At 41.0% G+C, this 20040-nt stretch carries 14 protein-coding genes and 1 pseudogene; 3 read left to right on the top strand and 12 right to left on the bottom strand.

The window, feature by feature from the left end; genetic code table 11:
* A pseudogene (locus ACYVQ1_RS08275) lies at positions 1 to 145 on the top strand (IS110 family transposase); the annotation flags it as partial.
* Positions 146 to 345: 200 nt separating this feature from the next.
* Here the strand turns inward: ACYVQ1_RS08275 and ACYVQ1_RS08270 are convergent.
* Positions 346 to 3261, bottom strand: a complete 2916-nt coding sequence (locus tag ACYVQ1_RS08270) for a glycoside hydrolase family 68 protein (RefSeq protein ID WP_461250385.1) — start codon at positions 3259 to 3261, stop codon at positions 346 to 348.
* Positions 3262 to 3421: 160 nt separating this feature from the next.
* Here ACYVQ1_RS08270 and ACYVQ1_RS08265 point away from each other — a divergent pair, with 160 nt between their 5' ends.
* Positions 3422 to 5143 carry a glycoside hydrolase family protein gene (locus tag ACYVQ1_RS08265; protein ID WP_461250384.1) on the top strand — a complete coding sequence of 574 codons (1722 nt, stop codon included), beginning with the start codon at positions 3422 to 3424 and terminating at the stop codon, positions 5141 to 5143.
* Between the two features lie 35 nt (positions 5144 to 5178).
* Here the strand turns inward: ACYVQ1_RS08265 and ACYVQ1_RS08260 are convergent, their stop codons facing one another.
* The 4 genes from ACYVQ1_RS08260 to ACYVQ1_RS08245 all read right to left on the bottom strand — a co-directional run bounded on the left by ACYVQ1_RS08260 (position 5179) and on the right by ACYVQ1_RS08245 (position 12268).
* Positions 5179 to 6342 (bottom strand): MalY/PatB family protein, encoded by a 1164-nt coding sequence (locus ACYVQ1_RS08260; protein WP_461250383.1) that lies wholly within the window; start codon positions 6340 to 6342, stop codon positions 5179 to 5181.
* A 10-nt stretch (positions 6343 to 6352) separates the two neighbouring features.
* Positions 6353 to 7447: a cystathionine gamma-synthase gene (locus ACYVQ1_RS08255; RefSeq protein ID WP_013990081.1), complete on the bottom strand. Its 1095-nt coding sequence runs from the start codon at positions 7445 to 7447 to the stop codon at positions 6353 to 6355.
* A gap of 293 nt (positions 7448 to 7740) precedes the next feature.
* On the bottom strand, positions 7741 to 10521 hold the full coding sequence (locus tag ACYVQ1_RS08250; protein WP_461250382.1) for a cation-translocating P-type ATPase: 2781 nt from the start codon (positions 10519 to 10521) through the stop codon (positions 7741 to 7743).
* Positions 10522 to 10636: 115 nt separating this feature from the next.
* A complete protein-coding gene (locus ACYVQ1_RS08245) occupies positions 10637 to 12268 on the bottom strand; it encodes a putative polysaccharide biosynthesis protein (RefSeq protein WP_037610593.1) in 1632 nt (543 codons plus the stop codon).
* 94 nt (positions 12269 to 12362) lie between these two features.
* Between ACYVQ1_RS08245 and ACYVQ1_RS08240 the strand changes: the two genes are divergently transcribed.
* Entirely contained in the window at positions 12363 to 13808 is a 1446-nt protein-coding gene (locus tag ACYVQ1_RS08240) for a UDP-N-acetylmuramoyl-L-alanyl-D-glutamate--L-lysine ligase (protein WP_461250381.1), read from the top strand.
* Between the two features lie 19 nt (positions 13809 to 13827).
* On the opposite strand, the gene ACYVQ1_RS08235 is transcribed toward ACYVQ1_RS08240, so the two are convergent.
* The 7 genes from ACYVQ1_RS08235 to rimP all read right to left on the bottom strand — a co-directional run bounded on the left by ACYVQ1_RS08235 (position 13828) and on the right by rimP (position 20031).
* Positions 13828 to 14391 carry an LOG family protein gene (locus ACYVQ1_RS08235; RefSeq protein WP_461250380.1) on the bottom strand — a complete coding sequence of 188 codons (564 nt, stop codon included), beginning with the start codon at positions 14389 to 14391 and terminating at the stop codon, positions 13828 to 13830.
* A 64-nt stretch (positions 14392 to 14455) separates the two neighbouring features.
* Positions 14456 to 14809 carry a 30S ribosome-binding factor RbfA gene (gene rbfA / locus ACYVQ1_RS08230; RefSeq protein ID WP_002883798.1) on the bottom strand — a complete coding sequence of 118 codons (354 nt, stop codon included), beginning with the start codon at positions 14807 to 14809 and terminating at the stop codon, positions 14456 to 14458.
* Positions 14810 to 14902: 93 nt separating this feature from the next.
* Complete coding sequence (infB, locus tag ACYVQ1_RS08225) at positions 14903 to 17719, bottom strand: translation initiation factor IF-2 (RefSeq protein WP_461250379.1); 2817 nt, start codon at positions 17717 to 17719, stop codon at positions 14903 to 14905.
* 18 nt (positions 17720 to 17737) lie between these two features.
* On the bottom strand, positions 17738 to 18040 hold the full coding sequence (locus tag ACYVQ1_RS08220; RefSeq protein ID WP_002883776.1) for a YlxQ-related RNA-binding protein: 303 nt from the start codon (positions 18038 to 18040) through the stop codon (positions 17738 to 17740).
* Positions 18033 to 18329: an RNase P modulator RnpM gene (gene rnpM, locus ACYVQ1_RS08215; RefSeq protein WP_002883779.1), complete on the bottom strand. Its 297-nt coding sequence runs from the start codon at positions 18327 to 18329 to the stop codon at positions 18033 to 18035. The genes ACYVQ1_RS08220 and rnpM overlap by 8 nt, the downstream gene beginning before the upstream one ends.
* A gap of 20 nt (positions 18330 to 18349) precedes the next feature.
* Positions 18350 to 19492: a transcription termination factor NusA gene (gene nusA, locus ACYVQ1_RS08210; protein WP_461250378.1), complete on the bottom strand. Its 1143-nt coding sequence runs from the start codon at positions 19490 to 19492 to the stop codon at positions 18350 to 18352.
* Between the two features lie 65 nt (positions 19493 to 19557).
* Positions 19558 to 20031: a ribosome maturation factor RimP gene (gene rimP, locus ACYVQ1_RS08205; RefSeq protein WP_022496349.1), complete on the bottom strand. Its 474-nt coding sequence runs from the start codon at positions 20029 to 20031 to the stop codon at positions 19558 to 19560.
* Between the last annotated feature and the right edge of the window lie 9 nt (positions 20032 to 20040).

Here is a 20040-nt window from a genome sequence, read left to right as displayed (position 1 = left end):
CTTTTATGAGAAACGAAAAAGACAATCGACAATAGCTTCAACTAAGCCACATACGATTGCCTCTATACATCGTCTCATTCGAACAATGTATTACCTCATTACGCATAACAAACTTTACGATTACTCTTTAACCCAAAATCGATAAGGCTGTCTATGCCGTATTATTGTAACACCTTGTTTCAAAAAATACCAGATGAGGTGTTTTTTTAGCATGCCCATTTATGGATAAAAAAGGGTTAAAAATAAGACAGTAACCTCAGAATAGCTACTGTCTTATCTCTTTTTTTACTTAAAGCCTTGATAGACTTGACAAATGGTAGAAAAGTGCCACGTTTTTGAAAAGGATTATTTTTTAGGCAAATGAATCTTTCCTGTGACCAAACCATAGCCAAGAAGAGCTAGACTTGCAATTGCTGCAAAGATAGTCGCCAAGATTGAAAGAATGTTGCTCTTTGAACCTTCTGAATCACTTGGTGTCTTAGGAGTCGTAGCAAGTTTGGCAGCAACTTTAGTATTGTTGTCTTTACTTGACTCATCAGACTTAGTTACTTCATCAGCTTTAGCGACTCCGTGAGACTGAACTTCCTCTTCAGACTTAGCTGGTTTTGGAGCTTCTGTTTCAGTGATAGACTCTTCTTTAACAGGAGTCGTTGAAACAGTTGGTCCAGTTGCTACAATAGCCTCTGGTACTGGTGACGCAATCTCTGTAGCTTGAGCTACTGGACGACGGTCACCCACAGAACCCTCTGTTGAAGGTTTCGCAGGAACCTCTACATGATAATCATCTGATGAATTATTATCATTAGATGGGCGATCTGTGAAATAAGGGAACGGATTACGAACTGGAGAATCTGGATTCGTCGGCGTTGCTGGTTTATCTTCTTTATTAGTTGATGGTTGATTATTGTCTGCTGGTTTAGAAGGTGTATCTGGTTTGTTAGACTTATCATCAACAGAATGATTACCTTCTGTTGGACTTACTGGTGTTTCTGGCTTATCTGCCTTCTTGTCTTTACCATCTTTAACAGTTACAGTCAAGACACCGTGAGCTTCAGAAACGCCTGTTGAACCATCAACTGTAGGATAAGTATGTGGTTTAAGACCATAACCCGATACCGCATAATAATCTACATTAAAGTCCTCGTTTGGCAATTTAGCACTGTTTTGATCGCCTACGTGTACCAAGCTTTCACTAGATTTATCCCAAATCCAGTCACCTTGATTCGTCATCTTAGGAAGAACTTCTGTAGTATCATCTGCATTCATCTTGATAAGGAAGCTTGGAGCCCATGTTGATTTATTCTCAGCACCGGCAATTCCACCACGGTTAGTCATGTAAGAAGTTACCAAAAGAGTATCTGATGAGCCTTCAACAGGAACCGCATAGTAAGAATAGGTAGATGTACGCCAGTCAGCTGGTACAGAGGCTGTCAAGACCACACCTGAGCCATTAAGTGGACGGTATTCTCCACGGAGGCTGTCTGATACGAATCCAAGCATGACAACATCATCACCGACAGCTTCACGCGCTGCCACAGTACCTTCAGCATCCGTAGATTTATTGATACGTGAAGCAGTGAAGAGGTAATACTTGTTACCCATCTTAACAACACTTGGACGTTCTACTTCATCAGTAACCATGTGGCTAGTAACAAGTGGTGTGTAAAGTTCAGCTACAGATGGATTTTTCTCATTGTCATCAAGTTTCAAGATACCAATAGAACCATTTGCCCATGAAGCAAGGTTATAAAGGTGTTTATTATTGACAATATTGAGGAATGACTTAAGGTTAAAGGCGTCATCTCCTCCATAGTTTGACCAGTTGTAGATTTGTTTTTCGCCTTGGTAGTTTTCGTCACCTGTATTTGATTCGAAAATAAGGTAGCGGCTACCGTTATCTTCAATGATGTGTGGGTCACGAAGACAGTAGTTATCTGTACGGTCTGGATTTCCATCGTGGTTGTGGTCATCGTTGAAAGTACTCATGAATTTTGGATAACTTTGATAATGATAGTTATCCCCACCAAAGAGAATGTGGTCATTTTCAACTGACTTGATAACAACTTCATCGTTTTCAACAGCTAGGTTAAGTGTAGCACTAGCCAATTGTTGCCAGTTCAATTTACCGCCACTAGTATCATTCTTAGTGTAGTAAAGTTGGATACTACCGTCAGAGTTTACCGTCGCTGAACCTGACCATTGTTGGTCATCTTCAAGGGCATTATAACCAAAGATTGGACCCGCATTTTTCCAATGTGTAAAGTCATTATCTCCATATTTACTATAGAGCAAGTAAATGTGGTTTGAGTTTTTATTTGGTGCACCGGCCATTGAAATGACTAACTGGTAACCGTTCCAGTTACTTACTACACCTGACTCAGCATCTTGGACTGGCCAAGAATCCCAAACGTCGATTTCTTCTTTTTCCATTGTTTGGGCATCAACAGTGTTGAAAGCAGGCATATTGATGATTGTATCTGCTTTAAAGTAAGGAACTGCCAATTTGCTGTCTTGCTTCAAGAAGCTAGCAACGATATCTTTCAAGTTACGGTAAGTCAAGCTAGTACCTGTACCCTTGATTGCATCATCACTAAAGTCAACTTTATTAAGTGCTTTAATTTCTTCCTCAGTCAAGGCAACGATTTGATCTGAGGTCATATTATCTTCAACAATAGACTTGATACGACCGTTAAGTTTGCTAAGGTTTGCATTAGCAGCGCTGTTTTCAGTAGGTTTAAGGGCTACTTCAGTGTGTGTATCAGCTGTTTCTGAGCTTGCTGTTGAAGTTGGTGCTTCTACTGCAGCCTCTGATGTATGAGCTGGAGCAGAAACCGCAGCAACTGTTGCTGAAGGTGTTGTTGCATCTGATGAAGATGTCACTACTGTGCTAGACGCCTTTTCTTCGACTACTGATGGAGTTGTGTTGCTTGGTTGTGTCTCTGTAACTGGTGTAGTTGCAACCTCTGAATGTGCAACTGAAGATTCAACTGCTTCTGAAGTTGCCACACTTGTTGCTGTTTCACTGGCTACCGTTAGAGATGCTGTGCTTGTTTCTGGTGTTGCTGTCGCAGTAGCTACCGCTGGTGCTGTTTCTGTAACTTGATCAGCTTTTACCTGAGTGGCACCCAAAAATGCCAAGGTACCAACGAGCGCTGATGTTGCCCCTACTGTGGCAACCTTACGGATGCTATAACGCATCTTTTTGCACTCTGCTTGCTTTGGTGCTACTGTATTTGACTGTGAATTAACTGTACTATCCATATTAAACTCTCCTTTTAGGTTTTCACATGTTTTATTCTATCATTTTTTAATCTAAATTCCAATCTTTTTTTAATGACAAATTTATATTTTTTGTAAAAAACTATTTTTTTGTTAAAATAATAACTACAAAATAAGTAATTTTATCAGGAAATATCACTATATGGAATCAAAATATTCACCTCTAATTTTAGCTCTCGTTTTTTTAATTTTATTTTTTGTTTTTATAATAAAAAATGAGAACGCTAACAATCCTTCCCAAAAAACAAATAAGGTTTCTGTGAGTCAAACCTTTCATCTAGCATCTCATAAAGGATGGTCTAACGACCTACAGACTATCGTGTGGAATCAAGAAAAAAATTACTATGATATCTATTTTCTACACTCTGTGGATGGTGCTACTGATCCTTTGGGACCCAACGGTCAAGATTGGACACATACAACGACTAAAGATTTTATCACCTATAGTAAACAAGAGACTGCTATACCTGCAAAGGGTGGTGATTCTAAAGAAGGATGGCATTCTGCTTGGACAGGTAGTGTTGTCACAGATAATCAAGCTATCTCTGGTATTCAAAACGAAGAACCTATCGCCTATTTTACTGGACTCATGGATGATGGAAGCCAAGCAATCTATGCTAGTGCGTCAAATGACAAGGGAGCTAGCTTTACTAATGCCTTAAAAGATGGTAAACCTTTATTGACAAAGGAACAATCCTATAACGGTAAAGACTTCCGCGATCCTTATGTCTTCCACTTCAAAGACAAATTACTCATGTATATCGCTGAAGGTGACGCCTTAGGTGTTTATCAATCTCAAGATGGTATCAACTGGACCAAAGCAGATAGCAAGGGAGACTCCAAAATCCTACCCGAAACATTTTTTAAGGGTCGTAACTGGCAGGACAACGCTCCTATCGAGTGTCCCGTTCTAAAAACAATGACAACAACTGATGGTCGGGACAAGCAAGTTCTCTTTTTTGGAGCTAAGGATACAGCCTCAGGTGAAACAACTGGAACCTACTATACTGTAGGGCATTTAGATGATAACGGCTTATTTATTGCAGACACAGAAACGAAACGCTTAGATCAAGGCTCAGACTATTATGGCGCTAACTTCACTGGAAGCGATCGAATTGAAGAAAGCAACCATAACCTTATCAGTCTTGGCTGGGTTGGTAATTGGAACTACTTCACGTCAGGCATTCACAGTGACCAAGAGGCCAAGAGTGATTTTCTAAAAACTATCGGATTTTACGCTACACCCAGAAAGCTACAACTGGATAAGGACGGTATTATTCAGTCCGCCCCCCTCTATAAAAATGAACAATTAACCCTCAAAAATCAAAACGGCAACATTTCGAGTCAAAGGCCACTCACCAGTGACAATAGAAAACCTTGGATTGATAAAAGTCACAATCAGAATGCTAATGGCCTTCTTGATCTTGCTGGAAAAAATAGTTCAGGGTATTACCAACTGCATTTTTCAAATATTAAGAAAGAAGGAGGCTATATCTACATTGATATCTGGCAAGGCTCTGATTACGTTAAAATCGCCTACCAAATAACAAGTGGTACCTATCAGGTCTCTGCCTATGCTGCTGAACTGAATAACAGCATGGATGGTAGTCAAACTGCCTCTTCTTACTATTACGATGGTCTCTTGGGTAACGGTCAAGGTTATAAAGCTGACAGTCACTATAAGGAAACTGATAATATCACTATAACGCTTATTACAGACAATCGTAGCTTGGAAATTTTCTTCCCCAATGGCCAAACCTACACTTTAGCCAGATTTAATACCTCTGGCAGGCAGGATGTCAAGGTCTTCTCCACTCAGGAAAATCTTCTACTCAACTTGAAAATCTACGATGTACACTCATAAGAATAAGAAAAGTGATGCAAATAGCATCACTTTTCTTATTTTCCAAAGACAGAAACGAGACGTTTAACCCCTTCTGCAACAACTGTAGTTGGCGTAGCTACGTTAAAGCGGAAATGCTTTTCTCCTTCGGAACCAAAAGTAATACCGTCATTTAGCACTACCTTGGCTTCTTCTTTAAGCAAACGTCCAAGTTCATTATGGTCTTGATCATAGGCTGAAAAATCAAGCCAAACCAAGTAAGTTCCCTCAGGTTTCATGACCTTGATATTAGTCTTTTCACTAAGTTCTTTGGTTAAAAGGTCAATATTAGTTTCAAAGACAGTTTTCAATTCCTCTAACCAAGGTTTCCCGTAGGTCAGAGCTGATTGGGTGGTAATCAAACCAATGGTTGGAATTTCATGTTGATTATTTGCCAATTGCTTTTGTTTAAAGGCTTTACGTAAGTCTTCATTTTCGATAATGGTAAAACTGTTTTTGGTACCAGCAATATTAAAGGTTTTAGTAGCCGAACTAAGCACCAAGGTAAAGTCCTTGTAAGCATCTGAAATAGTATTCATAGAGATGTGCTTATTCCCATATAGGGCTAAGTCTTGGTGGATTTCATCAGATACCAAGAGGACACCATATTTCTGACACAAATCTGCCACCTTAGTCAATTCCTCTTTGGTCCAGACACGCCCACCTGGGTTATGTGGGCTACAGAAAACATAAAGTTTAACCTCATTATCGACGATATCACGTTCCAATTGTTCAAAATCAATTTCGAAATGGCCATTAACCTTAACAAGACTATTTTCAATCAACCGACGATTATTCAAGCGGACAGAACGAGCAAAAGGTGGATAAACTGGTGTGTTGATGAGAACAGCATCACCTTCTTTGGTAAAGGCTTGAATAGCTGTTGAAATAGCTGGAACAACACCTTCAATGAGAACAATACTCTCTTTATCAACGACGTAACCGTGTTGATTTTTTTCCCAATTAATGATGGACTGATAAAGCTCTTCACTTGGATAAGGATAACCAAAAATATGTGTCTCAGCATAGTTGATAACTGCATCCCTAATCTCAGGAACAGGTAGGAAGTCCATATCAGCAACCCAAAGCTCAAGTAGTTCTGGATCACTTTCGGCTTCGTGCCATTTCATGGTATTTTGATCCAAACGATTTGGTTGTGTTGTAAAGTCATAACGTGTCATAGATAACTCCTTAAAGACTAAGGGCATTTTCCAAGTCAGCAATCAAATCTTGTGCTGCTTCAATACCAATTGAAAGACGAAGCAAGTCGTCTGTCAAACCATAGGAAGCACGCACATCACTTGGAATATCTGCGTGGGTTTGTGTCGTTGGGTAGGTAATCAAGCTCTCGACACCACCTAAGCTCTCCGCAAAAGTAAAGACCTTTAGGGAATTGATAATAGTTGGAATCTTGTCTTGATTAGCCACTTTAAAGGAAATCATACCACCCTTGCCTGGGTAAAGAACTTCCTTAACAGCTGCTGACTTTTCTAAGAAAGCAACAACTTCTTGAGCATTGGCTGTTGATGCCTCCATACGAAGTTTTAAGGTCTTAAGACCACGCATAAGCATATAGCTATCAAATGGTGACAAGGTAGGACCAGTCGTATTGAGGTTATAATAAAGTTTATCGTAGAATTCTTGGTTGCTAGTCACAACAACACCAGCCAAAACATCATTATGACCTGATAGGTATTTAGTAGCTGAATGTACAACGATATCAGCACCTTGAGTAATCGGTGTTTGATAGATTGGGCTATAGAAAGTATTATCAACAATAACCACTGCACCCTTATCATGAGCAATTTTTGCCACTTTTTCAATATCAAACTCAATCATAAGTGGGTTTGTCGGTGTTTCGATGTAGACAATATCGGTATCTTCTGTAATAGCCGCGATCATCTCATCTTCTGTATTTGTGTATTCAAAAAAGAAACGACCTTCTTTTTCCTTGTCATTAAACCAACGGAAAGATCCCCCGTAAAGATCACGCGCAGCTACAACCTTACTGCCTACTGGGAAAATTTCAAAGGCCAAAACAATGGCGCTCATCCCTGAACTTGTCGCAATAGCATAATCTGCTTTTTCAATAGCTGCAAGTGTTTTTTCCACTGTTGCGCGTGTTGGATTTTTAGTTCGTGTATAGTCAAAACCAGTAGAATGGCCAAATTCTGGATGTTGGTAAGTTGTTGAAAAATGAATTGGTGAAGCCAAGGCTCCTGTTGCTTCATCCGAATTGATTCCTGCGTGTGCCAAAATGGTTTCTAATTGATATTCTTGTGTCATAATGCGCCCTTTCTACATGGTAAAGTGGATATACTCCATATCTATGACCTCTATTTTATCACTATTTTCTGAAAATAATGGTAAGTTCATCATACGGATTCTTGATAGTTAGTTATAGTTTATTTCTATAACCTAAACATACAGATAGCTACTAGCTATAATTTAAAATAAGCCCAATTTTTGAGATTATCGAGAGTAGGTTTTCAAACGTCAAAAAACGCCTGAAACATCATCGTTTCAAGCGCTCAGAAATGATTTAAAAATCTTGCTTCAATTCGAGGTAAGCCAATGACTTACTTTTTATCAAATAGGCGATATCTGGTTTCTTCCAAAGCCATAATAACAAACGGACAAGCGAGTAAATAGAGCCAATCATCAAGTCCAACAGGCGCAGTGTTAAATAGCGCGTGGAAGAAAGGCACGTAAGACAGGATGATAAAGAGAACAATTTCTAAAACAATCCCTAAGCTAATAATCCGATTAGCAAATGCTTTAATTTGGAAAATAGATCCCCTACCCTTACGGCTATTCATAGCCATACCAATTTGGGTAAAGATAATAGCACCTAAGGTCATTGTGGTTGCCTCTCGGTAGAGAGGACCTGAGCTAGCCAAATGGTTTAAGTTACCTTGATTAACCCAATAATTAAGGAAGAAAGCCCCCATAGCTAAGGCTGCTTCAATCAGTCCATACCAGACAAAAGCTTTAATCAATAGTTGGCGATTGAGTAAGCGGTCTGATAAACGTCTTGGTGGCTTATCCATCACTCCTTCTTCAGGTGGTTCAACCCCCAATCCCAAAGCAGGTACCATATCTGTCCCCAAGTCAATAGCTAGGATTTGCATAACCGTTAAGGGAAGAGGTATGCGTCCCAAAGAGAACAAGAAGAAAGCAGAGGGTACAGCTTCAGGTGTATTGGAATTAAAAATATAAGTCAGGAATTTTTGAATATTTCTATAAACCGCACGACCTTCTTCAACAGCATGTACAATCGAAACAAAATGATCATCTGTTAAGATCATATCCGCAGATTCCTTGGCAACATCGGTTCCTGATACCCCCATAGCTACACCGATATCAGCTTTTTTAAGGGCAGGGGCATCATTAACACCATCACCAGTAACAGCGACAACCTCACCAAGCTCCTGAAGTGCATTGACCACACGGTATTTTTGTTCAGGAGCCACACGAGCAAAAACAATTTCCCCTTTAAGCGCTTCTTTGAGCTGGTCGTCATCCATGGTAGCTAGTTCAAGTCCCGAAACAACACGCGCGTCATCCCCTTGTACAATTCCGATTTTCTTGGCAATGCTAAGAGCTGTCAAACCATAGTCACCTGTCACCATGATAATACGAATACTGGCTCTATGGCATTTTTCAATAGCCTCTCGCACCCCCTGACGTGGAGGATCACTCATGGCAACTAAACCTAGAAAGACCATATTGTCCTCCAGGGTCTGCATGTCCCACCGGTCTTCTCCAATATGCTCGCTATCTAAAGGTCTATAGGCCACAGCTAAAACACGTAGACCATCACGGGCAAACTTATCATTAGCTGCAAGGATAACCTGACGCTCAGTAGCTGTCAATGATTTAATCAGCCCTTGATTATCAAAGTAATCTGAGCAAAGCTCCATCACTTCTTTTGGAGCACCTTTGGTGATAGATATATGATAACTACCATCTAATCCTGACTCAAGCTTATGCACTGTTGTCATCCGTTTACGATCAGAATCAAAGGGAATTTCCTTGATTCGAGGGGCCCAAGTATGATTGTCATTTAAATTAATTCCTGCTTTTTCAACAAGAACATTAAGACAAGCCTCCGTCGGATCACCTAAAATCGTATAATTGGGATTATCAGCACTAGGAGCTACAACTTGAGCATTACTAGCCAAATGTGAGAATCGGACCAAACGATTAAGGAGCTCATTTTCTTCAAGAGAAACAGGTTGTCCTTCCTGCTCAATCTGCCCTTCCGGTGCGTAACCTAGCCCAGTTACCCCATAACTGTCTGACAAGGTCCACAGGTGGTTAACCGTCATAGCATTTTGCGTCAAAGTCCCTGTTTTATCCGAACAAATAACAGAAGTTGCTCCTAGCGTCTCTACCGAGGACAACTTCTTAACCAAAGCATGATCCTTAGCCATACGCTGAACTGCCATGGCTAGAGAGAGAGTAACTGTGGGAAGAAGTCCCTCTGGAATAAAGGCCACAATCATCCCCAATGCAAAAATAAAGGCTTGAGACAAGGGCTGATGGACAAATAGAGTCGCTGCCACCATAAAGAAGAGACCTACAGATACTGCGATGACCGAAATCTGTTTGGTTAAATGGTCTAGTTCCTTTTGCAGTGGACTTTTTTCCTGAGCTAGGTTTTGCGTCAAGTCTGCAATTTGTCCGAACTCAGTTTTCATACCGATAGCAGATACTATAAAATGTCCAGAACCAGAAGAGACTGTCGTCCCTGCAAATACCATATTGTCATATTCTAACTCAGTCTTGTCGGGAGTCAAATCTGCTTGATCTGACTTATAAATAGGATTAGACTCACCAGTGAGGGCCGATTGATTAACCTGCAAATCTGTCACAGTGACCAAGCGTCCATCAGCAGAAATACGGTCCCCTTCTTCAATGAAAACCAAGTCACCTGGCACCAAGTCTTGAGCTAGAATCTTGTCCTCCTTACCATCACGAAGAACTCGCGCATAAGATGGAAGAAGCTTGTTAAGAGCTGCCGTAGCCTGACTTGCTCTATATTCTTGAATAAAGCTAAAGAGACCATTAATAATGTTGACCAACCAAATTGCAATCCCCAACTCTAAGCTATGAGAGAGCATAGCGATAAAGCCACCAGCCCACAATAAGAGAGCCATGAGACTAGTAAAATGTCTGAAAAAGGTCAGCCAAATAGGCTCCGTCTTACTTTCCTTCAATTGGTTAGGTCCATAAGTCGCCTGTCTCTCCTTAACCTCTTGTGAGCTCAAACCTTGACGGCTTGTCTGCAAGACTTGGTAAACTTGTTCAGGAGGATAGGTCCCTAATTTTATCTTTTCTTGTCTAGAATCAGTCATAGTCCTTTCCTCGATTCTAAATCATTAAAACGATTTCATTTTTTCACCACTATTATACTCCTTTTTCAGAAAAGGTTGAAAAGAAAAACCAAGCCACAAGACTTGGTTTTAGATTTTATTTAATATGTAATTTAGCACGTAGGCTAGCTGCTCGGGTGCCAAGCAATTGGTCAGCCATACGAGTTACAAGAGCAAGAACGCCATAGACACCAATTCCAAGGCCTCCTCCAATGATCAAGTAAATCACACTGCCCACACGGCTTGTTGGTGAAAGTACAAACTGGAACACCCCATAGAAGACTGCAACTGGAATAGCCATGAGCACTGTAAGGATACAGATGAGTAAGGCTTTTCTAAACACTGTCTTACGACTAAAGTGCGTAACAGTGTGGAGGCGATTATACATCAGAGCAATTGGAACACCTAAGCCGATGGCTGTTGAAATAACTGGTCCAAGAGCTCCTAGGAAAATAATCAATGGTAACTGTAAGATTCCCTTAACTAAAACCCCAATCGCAAAATAGTTGATAGCTTTACGGGTTTCAAAGATTGCCTGAAGCATAGGTGCTAAAACGCTATACAAGGCCAAGAAAATCACTTGAATCAGACTGGCTACAAAGAGCAAGTGGGCCTGGCTATCTGGTGCCCCGTAAAAAACTGTGTAGAGTGGTTTAGCCAGAATCACTGATCCTGCAATGGCAGGTACAATAAAGAGCAAAAGCAACTGTAGGTTATTGATAATCAGTTTAGCCGCTCCCCTAAGATCCTTCTTAACCATATTTTCTGTCAGGAGTGGAATCCCAACTCCAGCAATAGAAATAGCAACGGCAATCAAAATCATAGTAATCTTACTTGGGTTTGAAGACAAGTAAGCATAGAGAACCTGAAGCTGACTGTTACTATAGCTTGTAAACTTCTCCATAGTACGGATAAAGGTCCATTGGTCAATCAACTGGAAAAGTTGGACCGCTGACCCAGTGATAATGAAAGGAATGGCTTCCTTAAAGGTTTCAATAACAATTGCAGTTGGATTGATATCAGGATGAACGGCCTGCTTACCAAAAAGACTCTTGAGCTTACCTTCCTTCCAAAGGTAGAAGAAAAGCACCCCATAACTAGCCAGCATACCGATGAAAGCAGCAAAAGTCGATTGGACAACTGCTGTCACATAATCGCCTGTCCCGATTTTCATGATGAAGAAGGTCGCCAACAGCATCCAAATAACACGGATAATCTGCTCCGCAATCTGACTTAAGGCATATGGCTTCATGTTGTTAAAGCCTTGGAAAAAGCCTCGTAAAACAGACATAGATGGGAAAATAACAACTGCCCAAGAGAGACTACGCATTACGCGAACCAAATCCTCGTCTCCCCCAGAAAGGTAAGACATCCACGGCGAAGCAAAGTACATGAAAACGCCAAAAATCAAGCCGAGACCAATCATGTAATACAAGATACGCTTGAGTAAGAAGAAACTCGTCTCCATCTTTCCAAGAGTATTGTATTTAGACACCTGTTTGGCAATTGCGACTGGAATCCCTGCTGTAGAAATCAAAAGGAAAAGGGCATAAATGTTATACCCTTGACCAAAGAGGGCATTGGCTTGGTCGCCCTGTTTACCCATCCAAGCATACCAAGGAATAATGTAAAGTGCCCCTAATAGACGACTGATAATATTGGATGCTGTCATCCACGCCGTCCCTCTTAGCATCTGCTGCTGCTGTGTGTCAGTTTTAGTTTCAGTCATAACTTTCTTTCTAAAGAATAAAATATAATCTAGTTTATTATAAACTTTTGGCTGTGACTTGTAAAACAAGAACATTAAGGCTAAAATAGGAACTATGATTACTATTGAACAAGTTCTAGAGGTTCTCAAAAAGGACCGTAATTTTAGAGATATTATTGACCAAGACAACTACTACTATTCATGGACTGGAGTGACTTTTGATCATCTTTCTTACGACAGTCGTGATGTCACACCATCTTCCCTCTTTTTTGCCAAAGGGGCTGCCTTTAAGCCTGAATTTTTAGAGAATGCTGTCAAAGCTGGCTTGAGTTTCTACGTGGCTGAAAAAGATTATCAAGTGGGAATTCCTGTCATTATCGTAACAGATATCAAGCAGGCTATGAGCCTCGTTGCTCAGGCCTTCTACCAATACCCCCAAGACAAACTAAAATTGCTGGCTTTTACTGGGACAAAAGGGAAAACAACAGCAGCCTACTTTGCCTTCAATATTCTCAAGCAAAGTCATAAACCTGCTATGCTTTCAACCATGAACACGACACTAGACGGAAAAAACTTCTTCAAGTCTACCTTAACAACACCTGAGAGTTTGGACCTTTTCCGTATGATGGCTGAAGCTGTTGATAATGGCATGACCCATCTGATTATGGAAGTCTCAAGTCAAGCCTATCTGACTAAGCGTGTCTATGGACTGACTTTTGATGTAGGTGTCTTTCTTAACATCAGCCCAGACCATATTGGACCTATTGAACATCCAACCTTTGAAGACTACTTCTACCATAAGCGTCTTCTCTTGGAAAACAGTCGAGTTGTTATCGTCAATAGCGGTATGGATCACTTTGCTTTTGTCGCTGAGGAAGTTGCGGATAAAGAGTATGACTTCTATGGTAAAAACTCCGACAATGCTGTTAAACATGGCTCAGGTTTTAGCTTTAAGGCAAGTGGGAAATTAGCCGGCGACTATGATATCCAACTTATCGGTGACTTTAACCAGGACAATGCTATGGCTGCAGGTCTAGCCTGCCTACGTCTTGGAGCTAGCCTTCAAGACATCAAAGAAGGGATTGCTCAGACCTCTGTTCCAGGGCGTATGGAAGTTCTTACACAAACTAAAGGAGCCAAGGTTTTTGTGGACTATGCTCACAATGGAGATAGCCTAGATAAGCTCTTACAAGTCGTAACCAGCCATCAAGATGGCCATATTAGCCTAATTCTAGGGGCTCCTGGAAATAAAGGTGAAAGTCGTCGTAAAGACTTCGGACATGTCCTCAATACCTACCCTGATGTTGATATCTTCCTAACAGCCGACGATCCTAACAAGGAGGATCCTCTTGCTATCTGTCAAGAAATTGCCAGTCACATCAACCGTGAGGTACGTATCATTGTTGATCGAGAAGAAGCAATCAAAACAGCAATGTCTGAGACTACAGACTCCAAAGACGCTGTGGTTATTGCCGGTAAAGGTGCTGATGCTTTCCAAATCGTAAATGGGAAACGTGATAACTATGCTGGTGATATTGAAGTCGCTAAGAAATATTTGTAAACATTTAATTAAAGCAATACTACCGATAACGTCTCAATTGAGGAGGCGTGTAAGACTGGACGAAAGCTTCGATTTCTGAAAAATCATCTGTAAAGAGGAATTTTACTGCTGTTTCAGTCTCTAAAAAGTCATGAGTAACCATGGTATCCAACATTGTTTTCATAGCATCATAATAGCCATTGAGATTAAAGAAAACACAGGGTTTGTCCAGCTTACCGACGCGAGCAGCTGCAATAGCTTCAGAAATTTCTTCCAGTGTTCCTAGACCTCCTGGAAGGGCGATGAAGAGGTCTCCTTGCTCTAGCATGGCAGTCTTTCGTTCCGCCATGGTTTCTACTATGGTCATTGAAGTCAATCCCTCATAGGCTATCTCCCTATCTTTGAGGAATTGTGGCATAATGCCATGAGCCTGTCCCCCATTTTCCAAAACCGTATCACCAAGAACTCCCATAAGTCCCATCTTACTGCCACCATAGACTAGGGTATGCCCATTTTTAGCAATCCACTGACCCAAGGCAATCGTTGCTTTCTTAAAGCTAGGATTGTCACCCATATTAGCTCCCAAATAGACCGTTACTTTCATCGAAGTCCTCCTTTTTATTCTATTATAACGCAAAATTCCTGCCATAACTGACAGGAATTTTTTCTTAGTCTTTACGCTCCAAATTACGAAGCATCTCATCAATTTTATTACCGTATTCGATAGATTCATCCTTAATGAAGGTCAAATCTGGAATCTTATACATAGTTAATTTTTTACCAAGTTCACGCTTGATTGTCCCAGTAGCCTTTTCAAGACCAGTTTGTGCTTTTTGGTTATCTGAGGCCAAGGTTGAATGAATAGTGTAAAAAATCTTAGCAGCTGACAAATCGCCAAGCATTTGCACATCTGTGATAGTGACATCTTGTACACGTGGATCACGAACTTTCTTTTGAAGAATTTCATTGACCTCACGTTTGATTTCCATACCAACACGGTCTACACGAAATGAATTTCCCATAGTCTTATCCTTTCTCTCTTATTATGATGGAACAAAAGCCAGGCCAGATGACCTAGCTTTATCTCCTAAGTAAGCTTTTTAAAGCTAACAAAATTAACGTTTAATTTCTTCCATAATGTAAGCTTCGATAACGTCATCAACTTTAATATCGTTGTAGTTTTCAATCATCAAACCACCCTCTTGAGCGTTTCCGACTTCTTTAACGTCATCTTTAAAGTGTTTCAAGCTTGCCAATTTACCATCAAAAATAACGACACCATCACGAATCACACGGGCACTTGAATCACGAGTGATTTTACCACTAGTAACCATGAACCCACCGATTGTTCCGACTTTAGAAACTTTGAAGGTTTCACGGATAATAGCTTCACCAATGACTCTTTCTTCAAACTCAGGATCAAGCATCCCTTTCATGGCATCTTCGATTTCTTCGATAACCTTGTAGATGATGCTGTGAAGACGAATTTCAACTTCATCAGTTTCCGCTTGTTGACGTGCTTGTGGTGTAGGACGAACGTTAAATCCGATGACAACGGCATCTGAAGCTTCCGCAAGAGTAATATCAGATTCGTTGATAGCACCTACTGCTGAGTGAACAACATTAACGCGAACACCCTCAACATCAATCTTAAGAAGTGACGCTGCCAAGGCTTCAACAGAACCTTGTACGTCAGCCTTGATGATAACATTAACAGTCTTCAATTCACCAGCTTTAAGGGTGTCAAAGAGGTTATCAAGGCTAACACGATGTGTTTGTTGACGTTGTTTCATAAGGGCACGTTTGGCACGTTCTTCACCGGCTGCGCGAGCTGCTTTTTCATCTTCATAAACGGCAAAATGGTCACCCGCCATAGGCGCTTCGTTCAAACCAGTAATTGAAACTGGTGTTGAAGGCGCAGCAGTCTTAATACGACGGCCAAGATCATTGGTCATAGCACGGACACGTCCGAAAGTATTACCAACAACGATTGGGTCTTGAACATGCAAGGTACCTTGTTGAACAAGTAGGGTAGCAACTGCACCTTTACCTTTGTCCAAACGAGCTTCGATAACAGTACCGATAGCACGAACACTTGGATCCGCTTTAAGCTCTTCCACTTCAGCCACAAGAAGAACGGTTTCAAGCAACTCTTCAATATTTTGACCAAATTTAGCTGAGATTTCAACGAATTCACTATCGCCACCCCATGCTGTTGAAACGACTCCATGCTCAGCCAATTCACCGATAACACGTTCTGGGTTAGCGCCTGGTTTATCAATCTTGTTAATCGCAACAATGATTGGAACACCCGCAGCCTTAGAGTGGTTGATAGCTTCAATCGTTTGTGGCATTACACCGTCATCCGCAGCTACAATCAAGATAGTAATATCTGTAACAGAAGCACCACGGGCACGCATAGATGTAAAGGCCGCGTGTCCAGGAGTATCAAGGAAGGTGATTTTCTTACCACCCTCTTCAATTTGGTAGGCACCAATATGCTGTGTGATACCACCAGCTTCTCCAGTCGCAACACGTGAGTTACGAAGGGTATCAAGAAGGGTTGTTTTACCATGGTCAACGTGTCCCATGATAGTAACAACTGGTGCACGTTCTACCATAGCATCTTTGTTAAGGTAATCTTCGTCAACAAAGAAACGTTCGATATCAGCATTATCGACTTCTTCTTTCTTGGTTGCCTCAATACCATAGTCAACCATCAACAACTCAATGGTATCCCCGTCAAGAGATTGGTTTTGAGTTGCCATAACGCCCATCATGAAGAGTTTCTTAACGATTTCAGCTGGTTCGCGTTTAATACGTTTTGCGATTTCTGCAACCGTCATGCCTTCAGTGTATTCAAATTCTTTTGGTAATTCATGGAATTTACGCTCTGTTACTGGTTTTGGAGCTGAATTACCACGGTTATTTTTACCTTTTTTATTTTTGTTTTTGTTCCAGTTACTATTTCGTTGATTTCTCACTTGGTTTTGATTATTCCACTTATTATTTCTTGTTTGCTTAGGTCCATCTTCATTCTCGCGACGATTATCACGTGATTTATCTGGACGTGCCTTTTTACGACGTGTATCTTGTTCTTGTGCAGCCGGTGCTGGTTTTGGAGCTGGCTTAGCTTCAGCAACTGCTTTTTGAGCAGCGACTTCAGCCTGTTGTTTTTCTTTTCTTGCCTTTTCCTGCTCTTTCGCTCGGCGTTGCTCTGCAGCTTTTTCTTCACGGAAGCGTGTTTCACTTTGACGTGAATACTCTGCATTTTGCTCTGCTTTCAAGGCTGCTGCACGCGCTTTAAAGTCAATACGTGGTCCTGCCTGATTGTTACGGGCAGCATCGTTACGTTTATTGCGACCTTGATCATTGCGCTGTTTACCTTGGAAATTACGGTCACGATTACTCTTGTTATCGCGGTTTCCATTGTTACGGTTTCCTTGACCATTTCCATTTTGGTTGCGACGATCATTATTCTGACGTTTACCTTGATCGTTTCCTTGTTGTTTTCGGTTACGATTACGGTTGTCACGGCCTCCGCCATTTTGACGACGTTCTGCTTCTGCCTTGGCACGCGCTTCACGTTCTGCCTTAAAGTTACGGCTTTGTGGTTTCTTTGGAGTCGCAGGTGTTTCCTTTGCCTCAGCCTTTGGAGACTCCTTAGCAGGAGTTGGTTTCGAAGCAGGAGCCTCAACAACCTTAGGCGCTACCTTTTCCTCTTTAGGAGCAGGTGCCACTTTGGAAGCTGGCTTACTTTCAGCCTTAACAGCTCCCCCTTTTAAACTTGAAGTGATACGATTAGCATCAGCTTCTTCAACTGATGAGGAGTGGCTCTTCACAGAAAGACCAAGTTCTTGAGCTTTTGCAACAACAACTTTGCTCTCTACACCAACCTCTTTTGCGATTTCATATAATCGTTTCTTTGACACGTGATGTCCTCCTATTCTTTAGTCCATAAGAGTCCTCATTTTCTTTGAAAATCCAGCATCAACTACAGCAACCGTTTTTCTTGGTTTACCAATAGCCATGCTTAATTCCAGTGCGTTAAACACTGTGGAGACTTCTATATTATAGTAGTTACATTTATCAGTCGTCTTTTTAGTCACGTTACTACCAGCATCATTGGCAAGAAAAACTAGTCTCGCCTGCCCTGATTGGACTGCCTTAATGACAAGTTCCTCGCCAGAAATAAGCTTTCCAGCTCTTTGTGCTAGTCCCAACATATTTGACAATTTTTCTGTGTTATTCAAGACCTAACTCTCTTCTTTTGACCTTGTGATCCACATAAGCAATGAGTTCATCATAAAAACTTTCAGGAACATCCATGGAGAAACTATGGTTAAAAGCACGTTTCTTTTTGGCTTGGAGAGCTTCTTCATTATCTAATTTAATGTAAGCACCTCGGCCATTTTTCTTTCCTGTTGGATCAATGAAAATCTCACCATCTTTAGTTTTTACAATGCGGAGCAAATCACGTTTATCAATGATTTCTCCTGAGACAACTGATTTGCGTAAAGGTATTTTTCGTGTTTTAGCCATCAAACACCTCTATGTTCTTCTTATTCTGCTTCTGTTGTTTCAGTTACTTCTTCTGTTGTGACTTCAACAGGTGTAGCTTCGAGTGCTTCGTATTCAGAAGCTGACTTGATGTCAATACGGTAACCAGTCAAATGAGCTGCCAAACGAACGTTTTGTCCACGACGACCAATTGCAAGAGATAATTTGTTATCTGGTACAACTACTGTCGCACGTTTGCTATCATCTTCGTCGAAGAGAACATAGTCCACTTCAGCCGGTGCAATAGCATTGTAGATGAATTCAGCTGGATCTTCAACCCATTGAATAACATCAATATTTTCCTCAACAGGAACTTCAATTCCTGTTTTAGCATCCAAACGTGTTGGGTGGAAACGGCTGACAACTTTCTTAATGTTGCTTCCACCACGACCAACGATAGTACCAATAGCATCAACGTTAGGGTTATGACTGCGAACAGCAACTTTGGTACGATCACCAGCTTCACGAGACACGCTCATGATTTCTACAGTTCCATCAAATACTTCAGGAATTTCTTGTTCCATGATACGTTTGATGAATTCTGGATGGCTACGACTTACAAAGACGTTAACACCTTTAGGGTTGTTTTCAACTTTATAAACATAAACATCAATGACATCGTGTGACTTAAAGCTTTCGCCAGGAATTTGGTCTTGGCGTGACAATTGGGCTTCAAGTGTTCCAAGATTGACATAAATGAAACGTTGGTCGAAGCGTTCAACTGTTCCTTGCATGATTTCACCTTCATGTTGTTTATAGTCATTATAAGTGATTTCACGCATCTGCTTGCGCATTTTTTCCATAATGGTTTGTTTGGCAGATTGCGCTGCAACACGACCAAATTCATCGACTGACTCTTCAAAACGAATCTTGTCACCGAGCTCGTAAGCAGAGCTGATAGCAAGTGCATCTTTCAAGCTAATTTCCAAACGACTATCAAAGACTTCATCTACAACTTCACGAACGGTATAAACTTGAAAATCACCTGTTTTTTCATTGAATTCAACTACAGCTGATTCTGACTGACCATAACGACGCTTGTAGGCTGACTTAAGTGATTCAACCACAGCATCGATGATGTCTTCCTTGTTAATGTGTTTTTCTTCTTCCAAGACACGGAAGGCTTCTAGCATTTCTTTGCTCATATTCTTTGTTGTTTTAGCCTCTATTGGCCAAAACTGGCATCCTTTCTTTATTTACACTAAGAGTTTTAGAGTTTGACTGCCAAACGAGCTTTAGCAACTGTTTGATAGGGAATCTCAACAGTTTTATGGCGAGTCTTATCAAGGTAATCGATTGTTAGGGTTTCCCCATCAAAGGCCACCAAGTCACCTTGGAAAATCTTGATCTTATCAATAGCCTTGTAAAGACTAACATTGATATACTGACCAACAGCATTTGTCAAAGCTTCTTTGGTTTTTAAGGGACGCTCTAACCCTGGACTAGAAACTTCCAGCATGTATTGATCCGGGAAAGGATCAGGCTGAATAGTATCCAAGAGGGGACTGATAATTTCAGTCAAGTCTGCAGTATCTTCTACAGTAATACCACCTGGCTTATCAATCAAAACTGATAAGACATAGTCACCGCCAAGCTTTTCGTACTCGATATCGACCAGTTCGTATGGCTCAGGAATAGCTGGAGCTACGACTGCCGTCACGAGATTAATAATTTTTTGCGACATTATGACCTC

Source organism: Streptococcus parasalivarius, from assembly GCF_054785155.1.
The sequence above is the reverse complement of the archived record's forward strand: the minus strand, read 5'-3'. Positions and strand labels throughout refer to the sequence as shown.

What these genes read in the sequence shown, in the direction of transcription:
- rimP (WP_022496349.1), bottom strand. Translation starts at nt 20,031, where the DNA reads ATGTCGCAAAAAATTATTAATCTCGTGACGGCAGTCGTAGCTCCAGCT.
- rnpM (WP_002883779.1), bottom strand. Translation starts at nt 18,329, where the DNA reads ATGGCTAAAACACGAAAAATACCTTTACGCAAATCAGTTGTCTCAGGA.
- ACYVQ1_RS08250 (WP_461250382.1), bottom strand. Translation starts at nt 10,521, where the DNA reads ATGACTGATTCTAGACAAGAAAAGATAAAATTAGGGACCTATCCTCCT.
- ACYVQ1_RS08270 (WP_461250385.1), bottom strand. Translation starts at nt 3,261, where the DNA reads ATGGATAGTACAGTTAATTCACAGTCAAATACAGTAGCACCAAAGCAA.
- ACYVQ1_RS08260 (WP_461250383.1), bottom strand. Translation starts at nt 6,342, where the DNA reads ATGACACGTTATGACTTTACAACACAACCAAATCGTTTGGATCAAAAT.
- ACYVQ1_RS08235 (WP_461250380.1), bottom strand. Translation starts at nt 14,391, where the DNA reads ATGAAAGTAACGGTCTATTTGGGAGCTAATATGGGTGACAATCCTAGC.
- ACYVQ1_RS08245 (WP_037610593.1), bottom strand. Translation starts at nt 12,268, where the DNA reads ATGACTGAAACTAAAACTGACACACAGCAGCAGCAGATGCTAAGAGGG.
- nusA (WP_461250378.1), bottom strand. Translation starts at nt 19,492, where the DNA reads ATGAGCAAAGAAATGCTAGAAGCCTTCCGTGTCTTGGAAGAAGAAAAA.
- rbfA (WP_002883798.1), bottom strand. Translation starts at nt 14,809, where the DNA reads ATGGGAAATTCATTTCGTGTAGACCGTGTTGGTATGGAAATCAAACGT.
- ACYVQ1_RS08265 (WP_461250384.1), top strand. Translation starts at nt 3,422, where the DNA reads ATGGAATCAAAATATTCACCTCTAATTTTAGCTCTCGTTTTTTTAATT.
- ACYVQ1_RS08255 (WP_013990081.1), bottom strand. Translation starts at nt 7,447, where the DNA reads ATGACACAAGAATATCAATTAGAAACCATTTTGGCACACGCAGGAATC.
- ACYVQ1_RS08240 (WP_461250381.1), top strand. Translation starts at nt 12,363, where the DNA reads ATGATTACTATTGAACAAGTTCTAGAGGTTCTCAAAAAGGACCGTAAT.